The organism is Blattabacterium cuenoti (genome assembly GCF_014252455.1).
In the GTDB taxonomy this organism is placed as follows: Bacteria; Bacteroidota; Bacteroidia; order Flavobacteriales; family Blattabacteriaceae; genus Blattabacterium; species Blattabacterium cuenoti_R.
On the sequence record NZ_CP060245.1, the window covers coordinates 127,260 to 148,101 of the forward strand.

General features: G+C 24.4%; 21 protein-coding genes and 1 tRNA gene. 14 read left to right on the forward strand and 8 right to left on the reverse strand.

Annotation, left to right across the window (positions count from 1 at the left end):
• The first annotated feature begins 36 nt into the window (after positions 1-36).
• Positions 37-1,512 (forward strand): proline--tRNA ligase, encoded by a 1,476-nt coding sequence (gene proS / locus H0H56_RS00615; RefSeq protein ID WP_185873945.1) that lies wholly within the window; start codon positions 37-39, stop codon positions 1,510-1,512.
• Here proS and H0H56_RS00620 read toward each other — a convergent pair.
• Complete coding sequence (locus H0H56_RS00620; protein WP_185873946.1) at positions 1,499-2,446, reverse strand: dihydroorotate oxidase; 948 nt, start codon at positions 2,444-2,446, stop codon at positions 1,499-1,501. The two genes, proS and H0H56_RS00620, sit on opposite strands and share 14 nt — an antisense overlap.
• A gap of 63 nt (positions 2,447-2,509) precedes the next feature.
• Between H0H56_RS00620 and pyrF the strand changes: the two genes are divergently transcribed.
• Positions 2,510-3,865: an orotidine-5'-phosphate decarboxylase gene (gene pyrF / locus H0H56_RS00625; RefSeq protein WP_185873947.1), complete on the forward strand. Its 1,356-nt coding sequence runs from the start codon at positions 2,510-2,512 to the stop codon at positions 3,863-3,865.
• A 90-nt stretch (positions 3,866-3,955) separates the two neighbouring features.
• Positions 3,956-4,528: a MarC family protein gene (locus tag H0H56_RS00630; protein ID WP_185873948.1), complete on the forward strand. Its 573-nt coding sequence runs from the start codon at positions 3,956-3,958 to the stop codon at positions 4,526-4,528.
• Between the two features lie 17 nt (positions 4,529-4,545).
• Here the strand turns inward: H0H56_RS00630 and H0H56_RS00635 are convergent, their stop codons facing one another.
• Complete coding sequence (locus H0H56_RS00635; RefSeq protein WP_185873949.1) at positions 4,546-4,893, reverse strand: ribonuclease P protein component; 348 nt, start codon at positions 4,891-4,893, stop codon at positions 4,546-4,548.
• Positions 4,890-5,897 carry a class 1 fructose-bisphosphatase gene (gene fbp, locus H0H56_RS00640; protein ID WP_185873950.1) on the reverse strand — a complete coding sequence of 336 codons (1,008 nt, stop codon included), beginning with the start codon at positions 5,895-5,897 and terminating at the stop codon, positions 4,890-4,892. The genes H0H56_RS00635 and fbp overlap by 4 nt, the downstream gene beginning before the upstream one ends.
• A gap of 70 nt (positions 5,898-5,967) precedes the next feature.
• On the opposite strand from fbp, the gene H0H56_RS00645 reads away from it, so the two are divergent.
• Both H0H56_RS00645 and H0H56_RS00650 read left to right on the forward strand, forming a co-directional pair.
• Complete coding sequence (locus tag H0H56_RS00645; protein WP_185873951.1) at positions 5,968-6,729, forward strand: lysophospholipid acyltransferase family protein; 762 nt, start codon at positions 5,968-5,970, stop codon at positions 6,727-6,729.
• A 2-nt stretch (positions 6,730-6,731) separates the two neighbouring features.
• A complete protein-coding gene (locus H0H56_RS00650) occupies positions 6,732-7,226 on the forward strand; it encodes a ribonuclease HI (protein WP_185873952.1) in 495 nt (164 codons plus the stop codon).
• Here the strand turns inward: H0H56_RS00650 and H0H56_RS00655 are convergent.
• The gene (locus tag H0H56_RS00655; protein WP_185873953.1) at positions 7,223-8,005 is read right to left on the reverse strand and encodes an RNA methyltransferase; all 783 of its coding nucleotides are present in this window, start codon (positions 8,003-8,005) and stop codon (positions 7,223-7,225) included. The genes H0H56_RS00650 and H0H56_RS00655 overlap by 4 nt on opposite strands.
• 151 nt (positions 8,006-8,156) lie before the next feature.
• Here H0H56_RS00655 and H0H56_RS00660 point away from each other — a divergent pair, with 151 nt between their 5' ends.
• On the forward strand, positions 8,157-8,477 hold the full coding sequence (locus H0H56_RS00660) for a deaminase (protein ID WP_317167314.1): 321 nt from the start codon (positions 8,157-8,159) through the stop codon (positions 8,475-8,477).
• Positions 8,460-8,540 (forward strand) — tRNA-Leu (locus tag H0H56_RS00665). The genes H0H56_RS00660 and H0H56_RS00665 overlap by 18 nt, the downstream gene beginning before the upstream one ends.
• Positions 8,541-8,553: 13 nt before the next feature.
• Here H0H56_RS00665 and ureC read toward each other — a convergent pair.
• Together ureC and H0H56_RS00675 are read right to left on the reverse strand one after the other, a co-directional pair.
• Positions 8,554-10,263: an urease subunit alpha gene (ureC, locus tag H0H56_RS00670; RefSeq protein ID WP_185873954.1), complete on the reverse strand. Its 1,710-nt coding sequence runs from the start codon at positions 10,261-10,263 to the stop codon at positions 8,554-8,556.
• The gene (locus tag H0H56_RS00675) at positions 10,260-10,898 is read right to left on the reverse strand and encodes an urease subunit gamma (protein ID WP_185874106.1); all 639 of its coding nucleotides are present in this window, start codon (positions 10,896-10,898) and stop codon (positions 10,260-10,262) included. The genes ureC and H0H56_RS00675 overlap by 4 nt, the downstream gene beginning before the upstream one ends.
• Positions 10,899-11,133: 235 nt before the next feature.
• On the opposite strand from H0H56_RS00675, the gene thrA reads away from it, so the two are divergent.
• The 3 genes from thrA to thrC are packed head-to-tail and all read left to right on the forward strand — an operon-like array spanning position 11,134 to position 15,867.
• Complete coding sequence (gene thrA, locus H0H56_RS00680) at positions 11,134-13,590, forward strand: bifunctional aspartate kinase/homoserine dehydrogenase I (protein ID WP_185873955.1); 2,457 nt, start codon at positions 11,134-11,136, stop codon at positions 13,588-13,590.
• Entirely contained in the window at positions 13,590-14,540 is a 951-nt protein-coding gene (locus H0H56_RS00685) for a homoserine kinase (protein ID WP_185873956.1), read from the forward strand. The genes thrA and H0H56_RS00685 overlap by 1 nt, the downstream gene beginning before the upstream one ends.
• Before the next feature lie 4 nt (positions 14,541-14,544).
• The gene (gene thrC, locus H0H56_RS00690) at positions 14,545-15,867 is read left to right on the forward strand and encodes a threonine synthase (protein WP_185873957.1); all 1,323 of its coding nucleotides are present in this window, start codon (positions 14,545-14,547) and stop codon (positions 15,865-15,867) included.
• Between the two features lie 5 nt (positions 15,868-15,872).
• Here thrC and H0H56_RS00695 read toward each other — a convergent pair whose 3' ends face one another.
• Positions 15,873-16,670 carry a thymidylate synthase gene (locus H0H56_RS00695; RefSeq protein WP_185873958.1) on the reverse strand — a complete coding sequence of 266 codons (798 nt, stop codon included), beginning with the start codon at positions 16,668-16,670 and terminating at the stop codon, positions 15,873-15,875.
• Between the two features lie 65 nt (positions 16,671-16,735).
• On the opposite strand from H0H56_RS00695, the gene H0H56_RS00700 reads away from it, so the two are divergent.
• The 3 genes from H0H56_RS00700 to H0H56_RS00710 are packed head-to-tail and all read left to right on the forward strand — an operon-like array spanning position 16,736 to position 18,763.
• Positions 16,736-17,668, forward strand: a complete 933-nt coding sequence (locus H0H56_RS00700; protein ID WP_185873959.1) for a ribose-phosphate diphosphokinase — start codon at positions 16,736-16,738, stop codon at positions 17,666-17,668.
• Positions 17,669-17,670: 2 nt separating this feature from the next.
• Positions 17,671-18,345, forward strand: coding sequence for a 50S ribosomal protein L25 (locus tag H0H56_RS00705; protein WP_185873960.1), 675 nt, complete (start codon positions 17,671-17,673; stop codon positions 18,343-18,345).
• A 4-nt stretch (positions 18,346-18,349) separates the two neighbouring features.
• Positions 18,350-18,763 carry a nucleoside deaminase gene (locus H0H56_RS00710; protein ID WP_238858489.1) on the forward strand — a complete coding sequence of 138 codons (414 nt, stop codon included), beginning with the start codon at positions 18,350-18,352 and terminating at the stop codon, positions 18,761-18,763.
• Here H0H56_RS00710 and H0H56_RS00715 read toward each other — a convergent pair.
• Positions 18,760-19,407, reverse strand: a complete 648-nt coding sequence (locus tag H0H56_RS00715; protein WP_185874107.1) for a DedA family protein — start codon at positions 19,405-19,407, stop codon at positions 18,760-18,762. The genes H0H56_RS00710 and H0H56_RS00715 overlap by 4 nt on opposite strands.
• Positions 19,408-19,696: 289 nt before the next feature.
• Here H0H56_RS00715 and aroB point away from each other — a divergent pair, with 289 nt between their 5' ends.
• Positions 19,697-20,797: a 3-dehydroquinate synthase gene (aroB, locus tag H0H56_RS00720; RefSeq protein WP_185873962.1), complete on the forward strand. Its 1,101-nt coding sequence runs from the start codon at positions 19,697-19,699 to the stop codon at positions 20,795-20,797.
• Positions 20,798-20,842: the final 45 nt, after the last annotated feature.

A 20,842-nucleotide genomic window follows, 5' to 3' on the forward strand; every position in this document is an offset into this window, starting at 1 on the left:
TCTTTTAAAAAAGCATATCCTTTAATTTATTTTTATATGGATAAATTAACTCAAAAACGTAAAGATTATTCTAAATGGTATAATGATATTATCATAAAATCTGGATTAGCAGATTATTCTGGAATTCGTGGTTTTATGATTATTAAACCATATGGTTTTTCTATATGGGAAATGATAAAAAAAAAATTAGATAAAATGTTAAAAGTAACAGGACATAAAAATGTTTATTTTCCTTTACTTATTCCTAAATTTTTTTTTGAAAAAGAAAAACAACATATTCAAAATTTTTCCAAAGGATGTGCTATAGTTACGCATTATAAATTAAAAAATGACAATAAAAATAAAGAAGAATTAGTAATAGATACAAAATCTAAATTAAAAGAAGAATTAGTTATTAGACCTACTTCTGAAAGTATTGTATGGGAAACTTACCGAAGATGGATTCATTCTTATAGAGATCTTCCTATACTTTTTAATCAATGGGGTAACGCTATTAGATGGGAAATGCGTACTCGTTTATTTTTAAGAACTTCTGAATTCTTATGGCAAGAAGGACATACGGCACATTCTAATAAAAAAGAAGCAATAGAAGAATCTAAAAAAATATTAAATTTATATACTCATTTTTCGGAAAAATATATGGCAATTCCCGTAGTACAAGGAATAAAACCATATATGGATAAATTTTCTGGATCGGAAATTACTTATTGTCTTGAAGCTCTTATGCAAGATGGAAAATCTTTACAAATTGGAACTTCTCATTTTCTTGGACAAAATTTTTCTAAAGCTTTTGATGTTAAATTTACTAATAAAAATGGTATAAAAGAATATGTATGGGGGACTTCATGGGGAGTTTCTACTAGATTAATAGGTGGATTAGTTATGTTACATTCCGATAATAATGGTTTAATATTACCTCCAAAAATAGCGCCGATTCAAATTGTTATTATTCCTATTTTTAAAAATAAAAACGAATTAAATAAAATTAATGAAATTGTTGAAAAAATAAAAAAAAATATTGAAATTAAAGGTATTAGTGTAAAATATGATAATAGAGAATTTTTTACTCCTGGATGGAAATTTAATGAATACGAAATGAAAGGTATTCCTATAAGAATTCATATAGGAAAAAATGAAATTAAAAAAGAACAAATAGAAATTGTACGAAGAGATACTTATGAAAAAATATATATATCTTTTAATAAAATAAGTTTAATGATACCAAAAATACTTGAAAAAATACAAAATAATATCTATCAAAGAGCTTTAAATAGAAAAAAAAAATTAAGTATTAATTCGGATAATTATGAAGATTTTAAAGAAAAAATAAAAAATACCGGTGGGTTTATTTTTTCTCATTGGGATGGAACAATTAATACTGTAAAAAAAATTCAAAAGGAAACAGAAGCTACTATCCGTTTTATCCCTATAAAATATACAAAAGAAATTGGAAAATGTATTTATTCAGGTAAACCTTCTATTCAAAGAGTTGTTTTTTCTAAATCTTATTAAAAAAATTTAATTTTCCTATAATTTCATTAATAGAGGAATAATTTTTTTTTTTCAAAATATATATTAATTCTTTAATTAATCTATCAAATACCGTTGGTCCTTCTTTTAAAAATTGTGTTCCAACTTGAACTGCCGATGCTCCACATAATAGATGTTCAAATATATCTTTTCCAGTCGAAATGCCACCACATCCTATGATAGCAATATCTTTACGAAGATAAGTATAAAATTTACGAATATTAGCTAATGCAAATGGTTTAATAGATCTACCTCCAATACCACCAAATCCTTCTTTTGGTTTAATCACTACGGATTCTTTATTAAAATCAATAAAAAGACCATTTGGTAAACTATTAATACAAGTAACAAAATGAATAGGATATTTATTTAAAATTAATGCCATTTTTCTAAAATGAATATCCTCAAAATATGGAGGTAATTTAATTCCTAAAGGTTTTTTATAAAATTTAAATAAATTTTTAAAAAAATGTGAAATTTTAGAAAAATTATATCCTAATATTGTATTTTTTTTAAAAATATTAGGACAAGATATATTTAATTCTATAGCATTAATTTTAGAAGAAAAATTTGCTTTACGAAGAAGAAGATAATTTTCTTCTAAAGAAAATCCTGATAAGGATAAAAAAAATGGTTTTTTATATTTTTTTTTTTCAAAAAAATTTAAATAAAAATCAATTCCAAGATTTGGTAATCCCATAGAATTAATACTGCCTATATCCCATTCAAAATATCTTGGTGACAAATTCCCTTTTCTAGATTTTATGGTACAACTTTTTGTAATTAAAGCCCCAGAAGAACTATGAATAAGATCCGATAATTCTTTTTCTGTAGTACAAAGTATTCCTGATGCGTTCATAATACAGGGATTTAATTTTATACCATTAATATTAGTAGAAATATCTATTTTTTTCATGATGTTAAATATATACGAATCCTAAAAGGATAAAATTTATAACTTTATCAAAATAGGTTTTTTATGGAAGAAAAAGAACAATTTTTTTTAAAAATTTATCAATTAGGAATTATTAAATTTGGTCATTTTACATTAAAAAGTGGAATAAGTTCCCCTATCTATATAGACTTTCGTCCAATTGCTTCTAGACCAAATTTATTAATTAAATTATCGGATTTACTTCTTAAAGAAGTTTCATCTCACACATTTGAATTAATTTGTGGAGTCCCTTATGCTGCTTTACCTATAGCTACCACTGTATCTTTAAGATCTAATATCCCTTTAATTATTAAAAGAAAAGAAAATAAAGGATATGGAACAAAAAAAATGATAGAAGGTATTTACAAAAAAGGACAAAATTGTCTTCTCATAGAAGATGTCATAACTAGTGGAGATAGTTTATTAAAAACTATAATAGATCTTGAAAAAGAAGGATTAATTATACAAAATATTTTATCCATTCTTGATCGTGAACAAGGAGGAATAGATAATCTAAAAAATAGAGGTTTTAATATACAAACTTTATTTCGTATTAAAGAAATTTTAAATATGTTAAAACAGAAACATCTTTTAAAAAAAAAAGAAATACATATTATTCAATTTTTTAAAAAAAAAAATAATAAAATACAAAAAAAACGTATTTCTTACGAAGAAAAAAAAGAAAAAATAATTCATCCAATAGGAAAAAAACTTCTTGAAATAACATTAAAAAAAAAAACTAATTTAATATTTTCTGCAGATTTAATACATTCTAAAAATATTTTAAAATTAGTAAATTTAATTGGAGATATAATTTGTGGATTAAAACTTCATGTAGATATTATTAGTGATTTTTCATTTTCTTTCATTACATTACTTAAAAAAATTTCTATAGAAAAAAAATTTTTATTATTTGAAGATAGAAAATTCTGTGATGTAGGCCATACCAATTATCTTCAATTACATCATGGAATACATAAAATATCATCTTGGGCTGATGTAATTACAGTACATGTTATTTCGGGAAGTGATAGTATAAAAAATTTAAAGATACCTTCTCATATGGGATTAATTACGGTATCAGAAATGTCTTCTAATGGAAGATTATCTGATGATTCATATATAAAAAAAGCTTTAAATATTTCTTTAAAAAATCCAAAAGTTATTGGAACTGTTGCACAAAGAAAAGTAGATGATAGATTATTATTATTTACTCCTGGTATACATTTTACTATTTCAAAGAATAAAGGAAATATATATATTCATCCTAATCAAGCTTTTAAAAAAAATAAAAGTGATTTTATTATTGTAGGAAAAGCTATATATCAATCCAATAATCCAAAAATTTTAGCAGAAAAATATAGAGAAGCAGGATGGAAAGCATATGAAAATGGACTTTAAATCTTTTTTTTAAAAAAAATTAATAGTATTCATTATATTTTTGTTTAATTTGTAATAGATAATATAATGAACAATAGAATATAAAATTTTATGGAATGGATTAATTCATTAATCAGTTGTTTTATGATTCTTTTTAGTATCATAGATATTCTAGGGAACGCACCTATTATTATGGGGTTTAAATCTAAAGGAAATATTATAGAAACTAAAAAAGTAATTATCACTTCACTTTTGATATTTTTATCTTTTTTATTTTTAGGACAACCTCTTCTAAAAATTATTGGAATAGATGTACACTCTTTTTCTATAGCAGGATCTATTGTTTTATTTTTAATTGGATTAGAAATGATATTAGGAATAGATCTTCATAAAATAAATAATAATGCTCAAACTTCTATTGTCCCAATAGCATTTCCACTTATAGCTGGACCAGGATCGTTAACTACTTTAATTTCTTTAAGAACTACTTATGATGTCAATATTATTCTTTTATCTCTTATTTTGAATATGATAGTAGTTTATTTCGTTTTAGAGAAATGTGATATTATTGCTCAAAAAATAGGAAATAATGGTTTAGATATTTTAAAAAAAATATTTGGAATTGTTTTATTAGCTTTTGCAGTAAAAATTTTTGGATCTAATGCTCGTCAATTATTTATATAAAGGGGAGTGTTGTAACTTTAATGAATTTGATTTAATATTTTTTTAATAGATGTATCAATTATTTTAAATGTCGGTAAAAATAAACCCTTATAAATAAAAACTATATATATTTTGTTAAAATTTATTTTTTGTTCTAAAATATATTTATTAAATAAAAGTGAAGCTCGGAATAAGCGTTTTATTTTATTTCTATGAACAGATTTTTTGAATATTTTTTTTTTTACTAAAATACCAATTAATTTTATTAATGTAGTTTTTTTTTTTCTTTTTTCTAAAAAATAAGCTATTTTAATAGGAAATACTGATAAAAAATTTCCATATTCTAGAATATCTCCTACATTTTTTTTTAATGAAAAAATTTTCATTTATTATTATTTGTTTCAATTTTTATAAATTCTTCTAATTTAGAAACCATAGAAAAAGATCCACAAATAAATGGAGTTCTTTGATGTAAATATAAAGGTTCTATATCGAGAATCCTTTTTTTTCCATCAGAAGCTTTTCCACCTGCTTGTTCTGTTAAAAAAGCTATAGGATTACATTCATAAAGTAATCTTAATTTTCCATTTGGCGAATGAGCTGTTTGAGGATAAATATATATTCCACCTTGTATCATATTTCTATGAAAATCTCCAACTAAAGATCCAATATATCGTGCTGTATATGGACGACTTTCTTTTTTTTCTTGACAATATTTTATAAAATTTTTAATTCCTTTAGGAAATCTTTCATAATTTCCTTCATTAATAGAATAAATTTTTTCTATTTTAGGAAAATGAAGATTAGGATGAGATAAATAAAAAGTTCCAACTGAAGGATCTAATGTAAAGCCATGCACTCCATTTCCTGTAGTATAAACTAATATAGTGGAAGATCCATAAATAATATATCCGGATAGTATTTGTTGATTCCCTTTTTGTAAAAAATCTTCTATAGATAAATCTATTTGCATAGAAGATTTTCTTATATATACTGAAAATATAGTTCCAATAGATACATTGACATCTATATTAGAAGAACCATCTAGTGGATCAATTAAAACAATATATTTATTTTGTCCTATATTTTCATTTTCTCCAATTAATATAAAATCTTTACTTTCTTCTGAAGCAATTCCACAAACTACATTTCTACTTTTAAATGATTCAATGAAAACCTTATGTGCAAAATTATCCAATTTTTGTTGATTTTCTCCTTGAACATTAGTTATCCCTGTACTTCCTATTTTTTCAGTTAACCCTGCTTTATTTACTTCCTTATTAATTGCTTTAGCCGCTAATTTTATAGAACTAAACAATCTTAATAAAGATTCTGTAGAATAAGTAAAGCGATCTCTATTTTCTATAATAAATTCTCCTAATGTATACATAATGTATGAAGAATGATTTTTATTAGATTATTTAATAAATATCAGATTTTTTTATTAATTTAGTTTTTTAATGAAAATTATTAAACAATCATTAATATTATTATGGCGTTCTTGGTTTTTTTTTATCAATATATTTTTAATTCCATTATGGGCTGGAGCTTCTATCCCATTTCTTTTTAAGGATAAATATTATCACATTGCATATTGGTTTCATCAAATATGGGCTAGATGGAATCTCTTTCTTATGGGATTTTGGTATGTTTTAGAAAAAGATAAAGAAATATTAGATAAAAATAAACAATATGTCATCATTAGTAATCATAGTTCTATTATGGATATAATGTTAATTTATTCTTTAATGAGACATCATCCTTTAGTTTTTCTAGGAAAAGCAGAATTAGCTAAACTTCCTTTTTTTGGTTTTGTTTATAGAAAAAGTAATATATTAATCGATAGAAAAAATTTATTCAGTTGCATGAAAGTATTTAAAAAAATACAAGAAAAAGTAGATTCTGGAAAAAGTGTTTGTATTTTTCCAGAAGGGAGAGTTCCTAAATCATCTATTTTTTTAGATACTTTTAAAAGTGGTGCTTTTTTTATTGCTATCAAAAAAAAAATTCCTATTATTCCATTTACTATTGCAGATATAAAAACAAAATTTCCTAGTTTTCCTTTTATAAAAGGGGCTCCTGGAAAAATAAGAATTAAACAACATCATTCTATATCTACAACAAATTTATCTTTAAAAGATAAAAATTTTTTAAAAAAAAAATGTTTCAATTTAATTAAATACCAACTAGAAAAATTTGAAAAAGAAAAAATTAAAAAATAATAATGGTAAATAATCATTCAATTCATATATATACCGATGGATCTTCTAAAGGTAATCCTGGCCCTGGAGGATATGCTACTTTTATAGAAAAAATAGGGACTTATTATAGAAAAATTATTTCTGAAGGATTTCGTTATACAACAAATAATCGTATGGAATTATTAGCTGTCATCATTGGTTTAGAAAAAATTTCAAAAAAAAAACAAAATATTGTTGTATTTACGGATTCTAAATATATCATAAATACTATTCAAAATAATTGGATTGATAAATGGAAAAAAAATAATTTTTATAAAAAGAAAAATGTTGATTTATGGATTCGATTTTTAGATATTTTTTCTCAACATTTTATTTCATTTCAATGGATTAAAAGTCATGGACTTAATTATATTAATGATTATTGTGATCGATTATCTATACAAGCTTCAAAAAATAAAAAATTAAAAATAGATCATGTATATGAAAAACAAAATATACAAAATTTTATCTCTAGCTAATAAGTAGTAGTATATTTTCTTTGTCTAATACCCTCATATAGTATAATAGATAATGCATTACTTACATTCAAAGAATCAATTTGTCCAAACATAGGAATAGTAATTATTTTATCAGCATTTTTAAACCAAATATTAGATGCCCCTTTTTTTTCTGATCCTAAAACTATAGCTAAATTTGAAGTAATTTTAGTATTATATAATTGTATAGATTTTTTATGAAATCCTAAAACTAAAATTGTTATTTTTTTTTCTTTAAGCCAAGAAATAATAGAATTTGTTTCTTCTATAAAAATTTTTTTTGTAAAAACACTTCCTAAACTACATCTAATCACATTTTTGTTAAAAATATATGTTTTCATATTACACAATATAATCAAATGGACTCCTACTGCATCTGCTGTACGTAATATAGATCCCAAATTCCCTGGTTTTTCTATTCCATCTAATATTAAAATAAAAGGATTTTTAGGAATTTTTATATGTTTTATTTTATTAAAAATTTTTTCTTTAAATAAAGAAATAATTCCACCTGAATTTTTTCTATATGCTAATTTTTTAAATATTTTAAAACTAATAAAAATTACAAGATGATTAAAAGGTTTAATAATATCATACTGATTAAATATTTTTTTACAAATAAATATTTCTATAGGGGAGAAATTCCCTTTGATAGCCATTTCAAATTCTTTTACTCCTTCCACAAGGAATATTTTTTTATCATATCTTTTATAAATTAAATACTTAATCTTTATATTGCGTAAACTATATATTTTTTTCATATTCATTGAATATAAAAAATCTTCGAATGAATCAAAAAATTTATAACAAAAAGTATGATATTTATTATATGAATGTAGCTATACAATATTCTAAATTATCTTTTTGTAAAAAAAAAAAGTAGGAGCTATTATTGTTAAAAACAATCGTATTATATCTAATGGATATAATAAAACTCCTAGTGTATTTGATAATATATGTGAAGATACAAATGGAAATACTAAATGGTATGTTTTACATGCAGAAGCTAATGCTATTTTAAAATTGACTATTTCTTATAAATCTTGTGAAGGAGCTTTTTTATATATTACACATTTTCCATGTAAAGAATGTAGTAAATTAATTTATCAATCTAAGATTAAAAGAGTTATATATTTACATAAAGATATCATCAATAATGATATATTAAATTTTTTTCATCAATCAAAAATTATAATATATCAAATTAATATTTTTACCCAGATGGCGGAATAGGTTTACGCGCTGGACTCAAAATCCAGTGATTTTATCATGCGGGTTCGAATCCCGCTCTGGGTATTTATTATTTTTTTTAAAATAAAAAATATCTTTGAGATAGTGGTAAAACATCCGATGGATTAGATTGTATTTTTTTTCCATCAATATAAACACTATAAGTTTTTGGATCTATTCTTAGATCTGGAGTTTTATCATTCAGTATCATATCTTTTTTAGATAAATTTCTACATCCTTTGACTATCTTTATTTTCTTTTTTATTTCATTTTTATCGATAAATCCATCATTAATAGCATGAATGGAAACAAAAATACTGCTTAATTTTGGTTCAAAAAATCCAAACATTTTACGATACATAAATGGTTGGGGTGTAGGAATAGTCGCATTAGGATCTCCCATGCTAGCGTAAACAATCATTCCACTTTTTATGACTAATTCTGGTTTTACTCCAAAAAAAGATGGTTTCCATAAAACTAAATCTGCCATTTTTCCAATATGAATGGATCCAACATAATCTGAAATACCATGAGTAATCGAAGGATTAATGGTATATTTAGAAATATATCGTTTTACTCGAAAATTATCATTTTTAATAGAATCCTTATTTAAAGGACCTTTTTGTTTTTTCATTTTATCTGCAGTTTGCCAAGTACGTTTTACGATTTCCCCAATTCTTCCCATAGCTTGAGAATCAGAACTAGTCATACTAATAGCTCCTATATCATGTAAAATTCCTTCTGCACTAATTGTTTCAGATCTAATACGTGATTTTGCAAATGAAATATCTTCTGGAAGATTGGAATCTAGATGATGACAAATCATTAACATATCTAAATGTTCATCTATAGTATTACAAGTATAAGGCATCGTAGGACTTGTAGATGAAGGTAAAATATTAGAAAAAGATATCACTTTTAATAAATCAGGAGTATGTCCTCCCCCAGCTCCTTCTGTATGATAAGTATGAATGGTTCTATTTTTAAAAATTTTTAAAGTATCTTCTATATAACCTGATTCATTTAAAGAATCGGTATGAATATTCACTTGTACATCTAATTTATCCGATACTTTTAAACATTGATCAATAACAGAAGGAGTACTTCCCCAATCTTCATGAATTTTTAATCCACCTGCTCCAGCTTGAATTTGTTCTACTAATGCGTCAGGATTAGAACTATTTCCACTAGCAAGAAAAATAAAATTTATAGGAATATGATCCGTACTTTTTAACATTCTTTGAATGTTCCAAACGCCAGAAGTACAATTAGTCGCTATAGTCCCTGTCGTAGGCCCTGATCCTCCTCCAATAATAGTAGTAGTTCCATTTTCTAATGCCACTTCAAATAATTGAGGACATATATAATGAACATGACTATCTACACTTCCAGTTGTTACAATCATATTTTCCGAAGAAATTACTTCAGTCCCAGCTCCAATATACATATTTGAGTTTACCCCATCCATAAAATAGGGGTTACCTGCTTTTCCAATTCCAACAATTATTCCATTTTTTATTCCAATATCTGCTTTTATAATTCCCCAATAATCAATAATAATAGCATTAGTTAAAACCAAATCTAATACCCCTTCATTTTTACTAGTTGCCAATGGATGTTGTCCCATTCCATCTCTAATCACTTTACCTCCTCCAAAGACACATTCATCCCCATAAATAGTGTAATCTTTTTCAATTTCAATCCATAAAGATGTATCTCCTAAACGAATCCTATCTCCTTTAGTAGGGCCATACATACTAGCATAAGATTCTCTATTAATTTGTTTCATATTTTTTTTATATGTTCTTTTCCTGAAAATCCATAAACTTTTTTACTCCCTCCTATTTTTACTAATGTTATTTTTTTTGTTTCTCCTGGTTCAAAACGTACTGATCTCCCAGAAGGTATGTCTAATCTATATCCTTTTGTTTTATTTCTATTAAAATTCAAAGCCATATTCGTTTCATAAAAATGAAAATGAGATCCCACTTGAATTGGACGAGTTCCAAAATTAGTAACAACTATTTCAATCCTAGCCCGTTCAGGTAATAAAATAATATCCTCTTTAAGAAGTTTATATTGTCCTGGAATCATTTTATTTTTTTGATTATTTTTAATCTTTTTTTTAATAGGATGATGAATAGTTACTAATTTTGTTCCATCAGGAAAAGTAGCTTCTATTTGAACATTATGAAGTATTTCATATACTCCATCCATTACTTGATCATCATGTAAAATATTTCCTGCTTCATACATAAGTTCTTTTACTGTTTTTCCATCACGTGCTCCTTCCATTACATAATGAGTAATAAAAGCTACAGATTCAGGATAATTTAATTTTAATCCCCTTTTTAAACGTTTTTTAGCTAATTCTCCAGCCATGTGAAGAAGAAGTTTTTCCTTTTCATAAGAAGTTAAATGCATATTATTTATTGTAACAACTTTTCTATACTTATTTTCAAAAGTTTTAAAGTTATGAAAATTATTCATTATATAGTTAGTTTAGTATACTTACTTTTTGTTATACTAACAATTATAATAATTAATTAAAATAATATTAATTTTTTGTCTTTCATAAAAAAAACTCCTCTATAAATTATCCTTATTTTTGTTGGTATCATGGGGAAATTGTTTTAATAAATTAATAATTCATTAAAAAATGCAAGTTTTAAAATTTGGGGGAAGTTCCGTTGCTCATTCTGATTCTATCAAACGTATTTGTTCATTGTTAAAAAAAAAACCAAAAGGAAGATATGCTATAGTGGTATCTGCTTTAAGTAAAATAACAGATCAATTAATCCAATGTGGAAAATTAGCTTCTGAAAGAAATAATATTTATAAAAAAATTTTAGAAAAAATAGAAATTCGTCATCTAAATATTATTAGAAAATTATTTCCAATTACTTATCAAAGCCATTTAATCAGTTGGATAAAAAAAAATATTAATGATTTAGAAAGTTTATGTGATGGTATATTTCAAGTAGAAGAACTTTCAAAACGTTCTTTAGATAAAATTATGAGTTTTGGAGAATTGAGTTCCTCTTTTCTTATTTCAGAAAAACTCAAACAATATGGTTTAGATGCAATCTGTAAGGATAGTAGAGATTTAATTATTACAGACTCACAATTTGGATGTGCACAAGTAGATTTTATTACAAGTAATCATTATATTATTCAATATTTTAGTGAAAAAAAATCAGAATATATTGTTTTACCAGGTTTTATAGGATCTACATTAAAAAATGAAACAACTACTCTGGGAAGAGGAGGTTCTGATTATACTGCTTCTATTTTAGCTGCGGCTATATCTGCTAGTTTACTTGAAATATGGACAGATGTTAGTGGAATGATGACGGCAAATCCAAAAATAGTGCATCAAGCTTTTCCTATAAAAGAAATTTCTTATGAAGAAGCTATGGAATTATCGCATTTTGGTGCAAAAGTAATTTATCCTCCTACTATACAACCAGCTATGAAAAAACATATTCCTATACAAATTAAAAATACTTTTTCTCCTATAGATCCAGGAACTTTAATTTATTTTAGTAAAAGTACAAATGTTAGTCAACCTGTAACTGGAATTTCTGGTATTCAATATTTATCTTTACTTACTCTTGAAGGTAGTGGAATGGTAGGAGTCCCTGGGTATTCAAAACGTTTATTTGAAGCTTTATTACGTGATAATATTAATGTAATTTTTATTACACAAAGTTCTTCAGAACACTCTATTACTACAGGAATTCATGAAATGGATGTTATGAAAGCAAAATCTGTGATAGATAATGAATTTTCTAAAGAAATTCATCAAAGACGTATTGATCCATTAATCATAGAAAAAGACCTTTGTATTATTGCAGTTGTAGGAGATAATATGAAAAATCTTCATGGTACTAGTGGAAAAATGTTTGCTTCCTTAGGAAGGAATAGTATTAATGTTAGAGCTATTGCACAAGGGTCTACTGAAAAAAATATATCAGCTGTTATTCGAAAAAATGATTTTAAAAAAGCTTTAAATACCTTACATGAAGCTTTTTTTGAAAGTCCTCCAAAACAAATTAATCTTTTTATTTGTGGAGTAGGGAAAGTAGGAAGTAAATTATTAGAACAAATTGATCAACAAAAAATTTATTTACTAAAAGAATTAAAACTTCAAGTAAGAATAATTGGATTAGCAAATAGTAAAAAAATGTATTTTAATGATCATGGTATTGATTTATCTAAATGGAAAAATCATTTGAATCAAAAGAAAGGGGACTCTATGAATATCTATTATTTTATGGAAAAAGTATGGAAATTGAATTTAAGAAATAGTTTATTTGTAGATAATACAGATAGCGAAACAATGGCTATGACTTATGAAAAATTTTTACAAAATGGAATTGGAGTCATTACTTGTAATAAAATAGCTTGTTCTTCAGATTATCATCATTATAAAAAATTAAAAACACTATCTCGACATTTTCAAGCTCCATTTTTATTTGAAACTAATGTAGGGGCAAGCTTACCTGTTATCAGTACTCTCAATGATCTTATAAATAGTGGAGATAAAATTAATAAAATAGAAGCAGTTTTATCTGGAAGTTTAAATTTTATTTTTAATCATTTTATAGGTGAAAAAACCTTTTTAGAAGTAGTAAAAGAAGCTCAATATAAAGGTTATACTGAACCAGATCCTCGTATTGATCTAAGTGGATTAGACGTTATGAGAAAAATACTCATTTTAGCAAGAGAATGTGGAGCTTCTTTAGAAATTAAAGATATTCATCACAAATCTTTTTTACCTAAAAATTGTTCTATTTCTTCTAATTCTTCTATAGAAAATTTTTATCAAAAATTATATCAATATAAAAATTATTTTTTTAAAATAAGAAAAAAAGTAGAACAAGAAAAAAAAAAATTACGTTTTATTGCTCGTTATGAAAAAGGAATTGCTTCTGTAGGATTAGAATCCGTTTCACAAAAACATCCTTTTTATCAATTAGAAGGAAAAGATAATATGGTTTTATATCATACATATCGTTATGCTGAACAACCTTTAATGATAAAAGGAGCAGGTGCTGGAGCAGAAGTAACAGCTTCTGGAGTATTTTCGGATATTATTAAAGCTACTAAATAATGAAGGGTATTAAAATATTTTCACCAGCTACTATAGCTAATTTGGTATGTGGATTTGATATAATTGGACTATCTTTGGATTTTCCAAATGATGAAATTTTTTTATATAAATCTAATAATCCAGGAATTCATATTCAACAAATTCATGGATCTTCTTTACCTCAAGATCCAAATAAAAATGTAGCTTTTATAGCTTTACAAGCTTTATTAAAAACATATAAAAAAAAACATAAAATTGAAAAATATAAAAAAATAGGTTTTACATTAGAGTTAATTAAAAATATTCTTCCAGGAAGTGGAATAGGATCTAGTGCTGCTAGTGCTGCTGGAGTTGTTTTTGGTGCTAATATTTTATTAGGAAAGCCTTTTAATAAGATGCAATTAATACGTTTTGCTATGGAAGGAGAACGTATAGCAAGTGGAACTTTTCATGCTGATAATGTAGCTCCAGCTATTATGGGAGGAGTGACTCTTGTCCGTAGTTATCATCCTTTAGATATTACAAAATTACCTTCTCCAAAAGAATTATGGGTAAGTATTATTCATCCTCAAATTGAAATAAAAACATCTGATGCAAGAGAAATTCTTAAAAAAAAAATTTTAATGAAAGATGCAATACGACAATGGGGAAATATTGGAGCTTTAATTGCCGGTTTATATCAAGAAAATTATGAATTAATTAGTAGATCATTAGAAGATGTAATTGTAGAACCTATAAGGTCGATGTTGATTCCAGCATTTTATGAATTAAAAAAAAAATGTAAAGAAATTGGAGCTTTAGGTGGAGGAATTTCTGGATCTGGACCTTCTGTTTTCATGTTAAGTAAAGGGAATCATACTGCTCAAAAAGTAACGGATATGATGAATCGTGTATATTCTTCTTTAAGAATTGATTATAAAACTTATACTTCTCCTATTAATCAAAGAGGAATTAAATGGAATAAAATTTAATAAAATGTTATATTATAGTTTAAATAATTTTAAAAATTATGTTTCTTTTAAAACAGCAGTTTTAACAGGTTTAGCAATAGATGGAGGGTTATATTTTCCAGAAAAAATTCCTAAAATAAAACGAACATTTATTCAAAATATTAAAAAATATGATAACTATTCCATAGCTATGGAAGTTATAAAACCTTATATTGGAGAATACATATCTGAAGAATATATTGATAAAATCATACATAATACTTTAAATTTTTCTTTTCCATTAAAAAAAATTTATGAAAATATTTATGTTTTAGAACTTTTTCATGGTCCTACTTTAGCATTTAAAGATGTCGGCGCTAAATTTATGGCCGGATGTTTAAGCTATTTTTATAAAACAATAGGAGAACTTATAACTGTATTAGTTGCTACTTCCGGAGATACTGGAGGAGCTGTAGCTAAAGGATTTCATAATGTATCTGGAATTGAAGTCATTATTTTATATCCACATAAAGGAGTCAGTGATTTACAAGAAAAACAAATTACTTCTTTAGGAGATAATATATTTCCTTTAGAAATAAAAGGAAATTTTGATAATTGTCAGTATATGGTAAAAAAAGCTTTTCTAGATAAAGAAATAAAAAATAAATATTTATTAACTTCTGCGAATTCTATTAATATAGCAAGATGGTTACCTCAAATGTTTTATTATTTTATAGCTTATAAAAAAATAATAGAAAAAAATCAAAAAATAATTTTTTCAGTTCCTAGTGGCAATTTTGGAAATATTTGTGCAGGAATGCTAGCAGAAAAAATGGGATTACCTATAAAATATTTTATTGCTTCTACGAATATTAATGATACTATTCCTAGATTTTTAAAAGGAGAAAAATATCATCCTTTACCAGTAAAAAAAACGATATCAAATGCTATGGATATATCTAATCCTAGTAATTTTTCTCGTATTTTACATTTATATAAAAACAATATATTTAAATTAAAGAAAAAATTATGCTCTTATAAATTTACAGATGAAGAAACATTTAACATTATAAAAAAAGTTTGGAGTAATTATAAATACATATTAGATCCCCATGGAGCAATTGGTTATTTAGGGATAAAAAAATATTTAAAATTACAAAAAGTAAAAACTCATTTTTTAGAAACAGCTATTTTTTTAGAAACAGCTCATCCAATTAAATTTTTAGATAAAATGCCATTCTTTTTAAGAAAAAAAATTTTTCTTTCTAAAGAAGAAAAATTTAGAAAAAAATTAAAAATAAAAAAAAAGATATCTTTATCTAATAATTACAATTTTTTTAAAGATTGGTTAATTAAAAGAAGGAGATAATTTAATTAAATGGCTATATCTCCTGAAATATGAGGAGATGGATTATAATTTTTTAATTTAAAATCTTTGAATTTAAATTGAAAAATATTTTTTATAGAAGGATTTAAGATCATTTTAGGTAATGATTTTGGAGATCTTTTCATTTGAAGTTTTATTTGTTCTATATGGTTATTATAAATATGAGCATCTCCTATTGTATAGATTAAAGTTTTTTCTTTCAAATGAAGAGTTTTAGCTATCATAGTAAGCAATAAAGCATAAGAAGCTATATTAAATGGTAATCCTAAAAAAATATCTGCACTTCTTTGATATAATTGTAATGATAATTGTTTTTTATTAGAAACATAAAATTGAAACATTAAATGACAGGGAGGTAATATCATTTTATGAATCATTCCTACATTCCAAGCAGAAACTATTAAACGTCTTGAATGAGGATTTATTTTAATTTCTTTGATAATATTCTTAATTTGATCAATATGATGTCCGTCATATGTTGGCCATTTTCTCCATTGAAATCCATATATTGGGCCTAGATCTCCATGATCATTCGCCCATTCATCCCATATGGATACTTTATGATTTTTTAAGTATTGTATATTCGTATCTCCTTTTAAAAACCATAATAATTCATAAATAATAGATCGAATATTTAATTTTTTGGTAGTTAAAAGAGGAAACCCTTTTTCTAAATCAAATTTCATTTGAAAACCAAAAATACTTTTTGTACCTACTCCAGTACGATCCATTTTTTTTATTCCTTTTTTTAAAACTTTTTTCAATAAAAATAAATATTGTTTCATTTTTTTATTTCTTTTTAAAAGAAAAATTTATTTCTTAAGTATTTTTGCATAAAAAAAACAAAATTATGAATCAAAAGGTACTTTTTTTTTCGACAAGAAGTGGATTAAAATTATCAGAAAAAATAGCTTATCATTATGGTAATTTTTTAGGTAAAATTCGTTTTTTAGAATTTAGTGATGGGGAATATACCCCTTGTTTTGAACAATCTGTTCGTGGATCACGAGTATTTTTGATTGGATCTACTTTTCCTCCAGTAGATAATTTAATGGAATTACTTTTAATGTGTGATGCCGCTCGTAGGGCTTCTGCTCATAATATAACACTTGTTATTCCATATTTTGGATGGGCGAGACAAGATCATAAAGATAAAACAAGAACTCCTATTGCAGCAAAACTTATAGCTAATTTAATGGTAGCTTCAGGAGCTAATAGAGTTATGACTATGGATTTACATGCAGATCAAATTCAAGGATTTTTTGATATTCCTGTAGATCATTTATATGCCTCTAGAATATTTATTGATTATATTAAAAAATTAAATATGGATCAATTAACTATTGCTTCTCCAGATATGGGAGGAGCAAAAAGAGCTAGAAGTTATGCAGGTTATTTAGGAACAGATGTCGTTATTTGTTATAAAGAAAGAAAAAAAGCTAATGAAATAGAATTTATGAATCTTATTGGAAATGTAAAAGAAAAAAATATCATACTAATAGATGATATGGTAGATACAGCTGGAACATTAACAGAAGCAGCAAATCTTATTAAAAAAAAAGGGGCTAGAAGTATTCGTGCTATAGCTACTCATCCTGTTTTTTCTGGAAATTCATATGATAAAATTAAAACATCGTATATTGAAGAATTTATTGTAACTGATTCTATTCCCATTAAAAATAATAATGAAAAAATTAAAATATTATCTTGTGCTCCACTTTTTGCAGAAGTTATGCAATCAGTACATAATGATGAATCTATTAGTAATAAATTTATAATTTAATTATGCAATCTATTCAAATATACGGTAAAAAAAGAAATATAGGAAAAAAAGAGGTACAATTAATTAGAAAAAAAGGAGAAGTCCCTTGTATTTTATATGGAAAAAATATTCATATTCCTTTTTCTACTTCTTTAGAAAGTTTTAAATATTTAGTATATACATCAAATGTATATTGGGTCCTCATTCAAATAGAAGGGGAAACAAATAATATTAAAACAGTTAAAAAAGAAATTCAATTTGATCCTATTAGTGAAAAAATATTACATGCAGATTTTTATAAAATAGAAGAATTTAAACCTATTATTTTGGAAATCCCTATTAAAACTTTTGGAAGATCTATTGGTGTTTCTAAAGGAGGAGAATATTATTCTCCTGTTAGAAAATTAAAAGTAAAAGCTCTTCCATCTAATTTTCCAGAAAATATCAAATTGGATATTAATTCTTTAGATATAGGAGATCAAATTAACGTAAAAGATCTATATAATGAAAAATATACTATTTTACATCCTTTAAATACTCTTATAGCAAGAGTAAAACATTCTCGTATAACAACAACAACAACGACAACGACAACGACAACGACAATAAAAGGATCTAAAGATGATGAAAATAATAATAAAGTAGAAAATAAAATAGATAAAAAAAATAAGAATGAGGGATCTAAAAAGAGATCATGATTTTATGGCAATAGCCATAGAAGAAGCTTTAATTGCTTTTCATAAAAATGAAGTTCCTATAGGCGCTATTATTACTTATAATAATGTAGTAATAGCTAGAGCTCATAATTTAACTGAAACTTTTAAAAATATTACTGCACATGCGGAAATATTAGTGATTAATTTAGCTTCTTATTATCTAGGAAAAAAATATATCAAAGAATGTACTTTATATGTAACAATTGAACCATGTATTATGTGTACAGGGGCCTTATTTTTTTCTCAAATTGGGAGAGTAGTATGTGGGGCTCCTAATTTAAAAAGAGGTTTTTTATATACAAGTGCAAAATTACATCCTAAAACAAAATTTTTATCTGGAATTATGAAAAATAAATGTCAAGATATTATTAAAAAATTCTTCTTCTTAAAAAGAATTTAAATTAGTAATTTTTTTCTTATTTTTATTTTAAATAATAAAGGAAAAGTTGTCATTAATACTATTAAAAAAATAATCCATTCTAAATGATTTTTTAATTCTGGAAATTTTTTATCTAAATAATGTCCAGATAACATGATAGAAAATGTCCAAATAAGTGCTCCAATAATATTATAAATCATAAATTTTTTAAAATCCACACGAATGGCTCCTGCTACAATAGGAGCAAAAGTACGAAACATGGGAAGAAAACGACTCATAATCAGGGCTGTTGTTTTATATTTATTATAAAATAATTTTGCAATGATAAGATGTTTTTTTTTAAAAAGAAATGAATCCTTTTTTTTATATAAAAATTTTCCAGATTTATAACCCAACCAGTACCCTTGGATATTTCCAAGAATAGCAACAAATGCTACAATCAAAATAATTACGAAAAATGGAACATTATAGAAATTTTTACATAAATCTTCTCCAAAAATACCAGCAGTAAATAATAAAGAATCTCCAGGTAAAAAAAATCCGATAAAAAATCCTGTTTCTGCAAATATAATTGCTAAAATAATAAATAAAGTTGTATTTCCAAAATAGAAAAAAATCCATCTAGGATTAAATAAATGTTGAAAAATATCCCAAAAATTTAACATTTTATTTTCTATTGAATAGGATATAATTTTTTTAAAAAACAAAGTAAAATCTTTTCATTTTTTTAAAATAAAGGTTAAAAATATTTATATTTTATAAATATCAATTTAATACATTTTATATGGAATATTTATTCAAATTTATTAATATTTTAGGTTGGAATGCTAATCTATTTTTCATAATAATTTTTTTTATTTTTTTAATATTTTGGTTATATAAAATATTTTATTTTATTGATTAGATAAAATTAATTAATTCTTTAATAAATAAAGATAAAAAGATAAAATAGGTATGTTAGATTGTGATCATCAACAAATGATTTTTTTAAATACAAATAACGAGGCTTATAAAACCTTACAAAATTATATATGTGATCAGCAGATAGATATAAAAAATATATTTATTTTAGTAGATGATTATACTTATAAATATTGTTTACCTGTTCTTTTATATCATATAATTTTTTTAAAAAAATCTAATATTATTCAAATTAAATCAGGAGAAAAAGAAAAAAACATTTATACATGTATTCAAATATGTAAAAAATTAATAAATCTAAAAGCTACTAGAAATAGTTTAATGATAAATTTAGGAGGAGGTGTTATTACAGATATTGGTGGATTTGTATCCTCTGTATTTAAAAGGGGAATTCGTTTTATTAATATTCCTACAACATTATTAGGAATGGTAGATGCTGCTATAGGATATAAAACAGGAGTAAATTTAGAATCTATTAAAAATGAAATAGGATCTTTTTATCGTCCAGAATTTTTAATTATTGATCCGAATTTTTTAAAAACTCTTACTGAAAAAGAATTTATTTCAGGAAAGGCTGAAATGTTTAAACATGGATTAATAGCTGATAAAAATTTTTGGATAAATATGAAAAAATATCATGATTTAAATATAAATCAAAATAAAAATAAATGGGAGTATTTTATCCATAAATCTATACAAATAAAAAATAAAATAGTAAAAAAAGATCCTCAAGAAAAAGGATTAAGAAAAATTCTAAATTTTGGACATACCATCGGGCATGCTTTAGAAAGTTATTATATGAATTATAAAAAAATTAATTTGATACATGGAATAGCGATTGCTATGGGAATGATTTATGAATCTTGGATTTCATATAAAATAAATGGGTTATCTATAAAAAATTATCAAGAAATTAAATTAATTCTTTCTAGATTATATCCTATACAAAAAATTTCCAATATAGAAATAGATAAAATATTATTAATTATAGAACATGATAAAAAAAATGATAGAAATAAAAATCAATTTTCATTATTAGAAAAAATAGGCATTTGTTCCTACAATTGTCCAGTCCCTATTTCCTTAATAAAGGAAAGTTTTTTACATTTTTCCAAAAAAACTAGTTTGTTATGATTCACTTTTTTTACAAAAAATATTCTTTATCTTAATTTTAACATA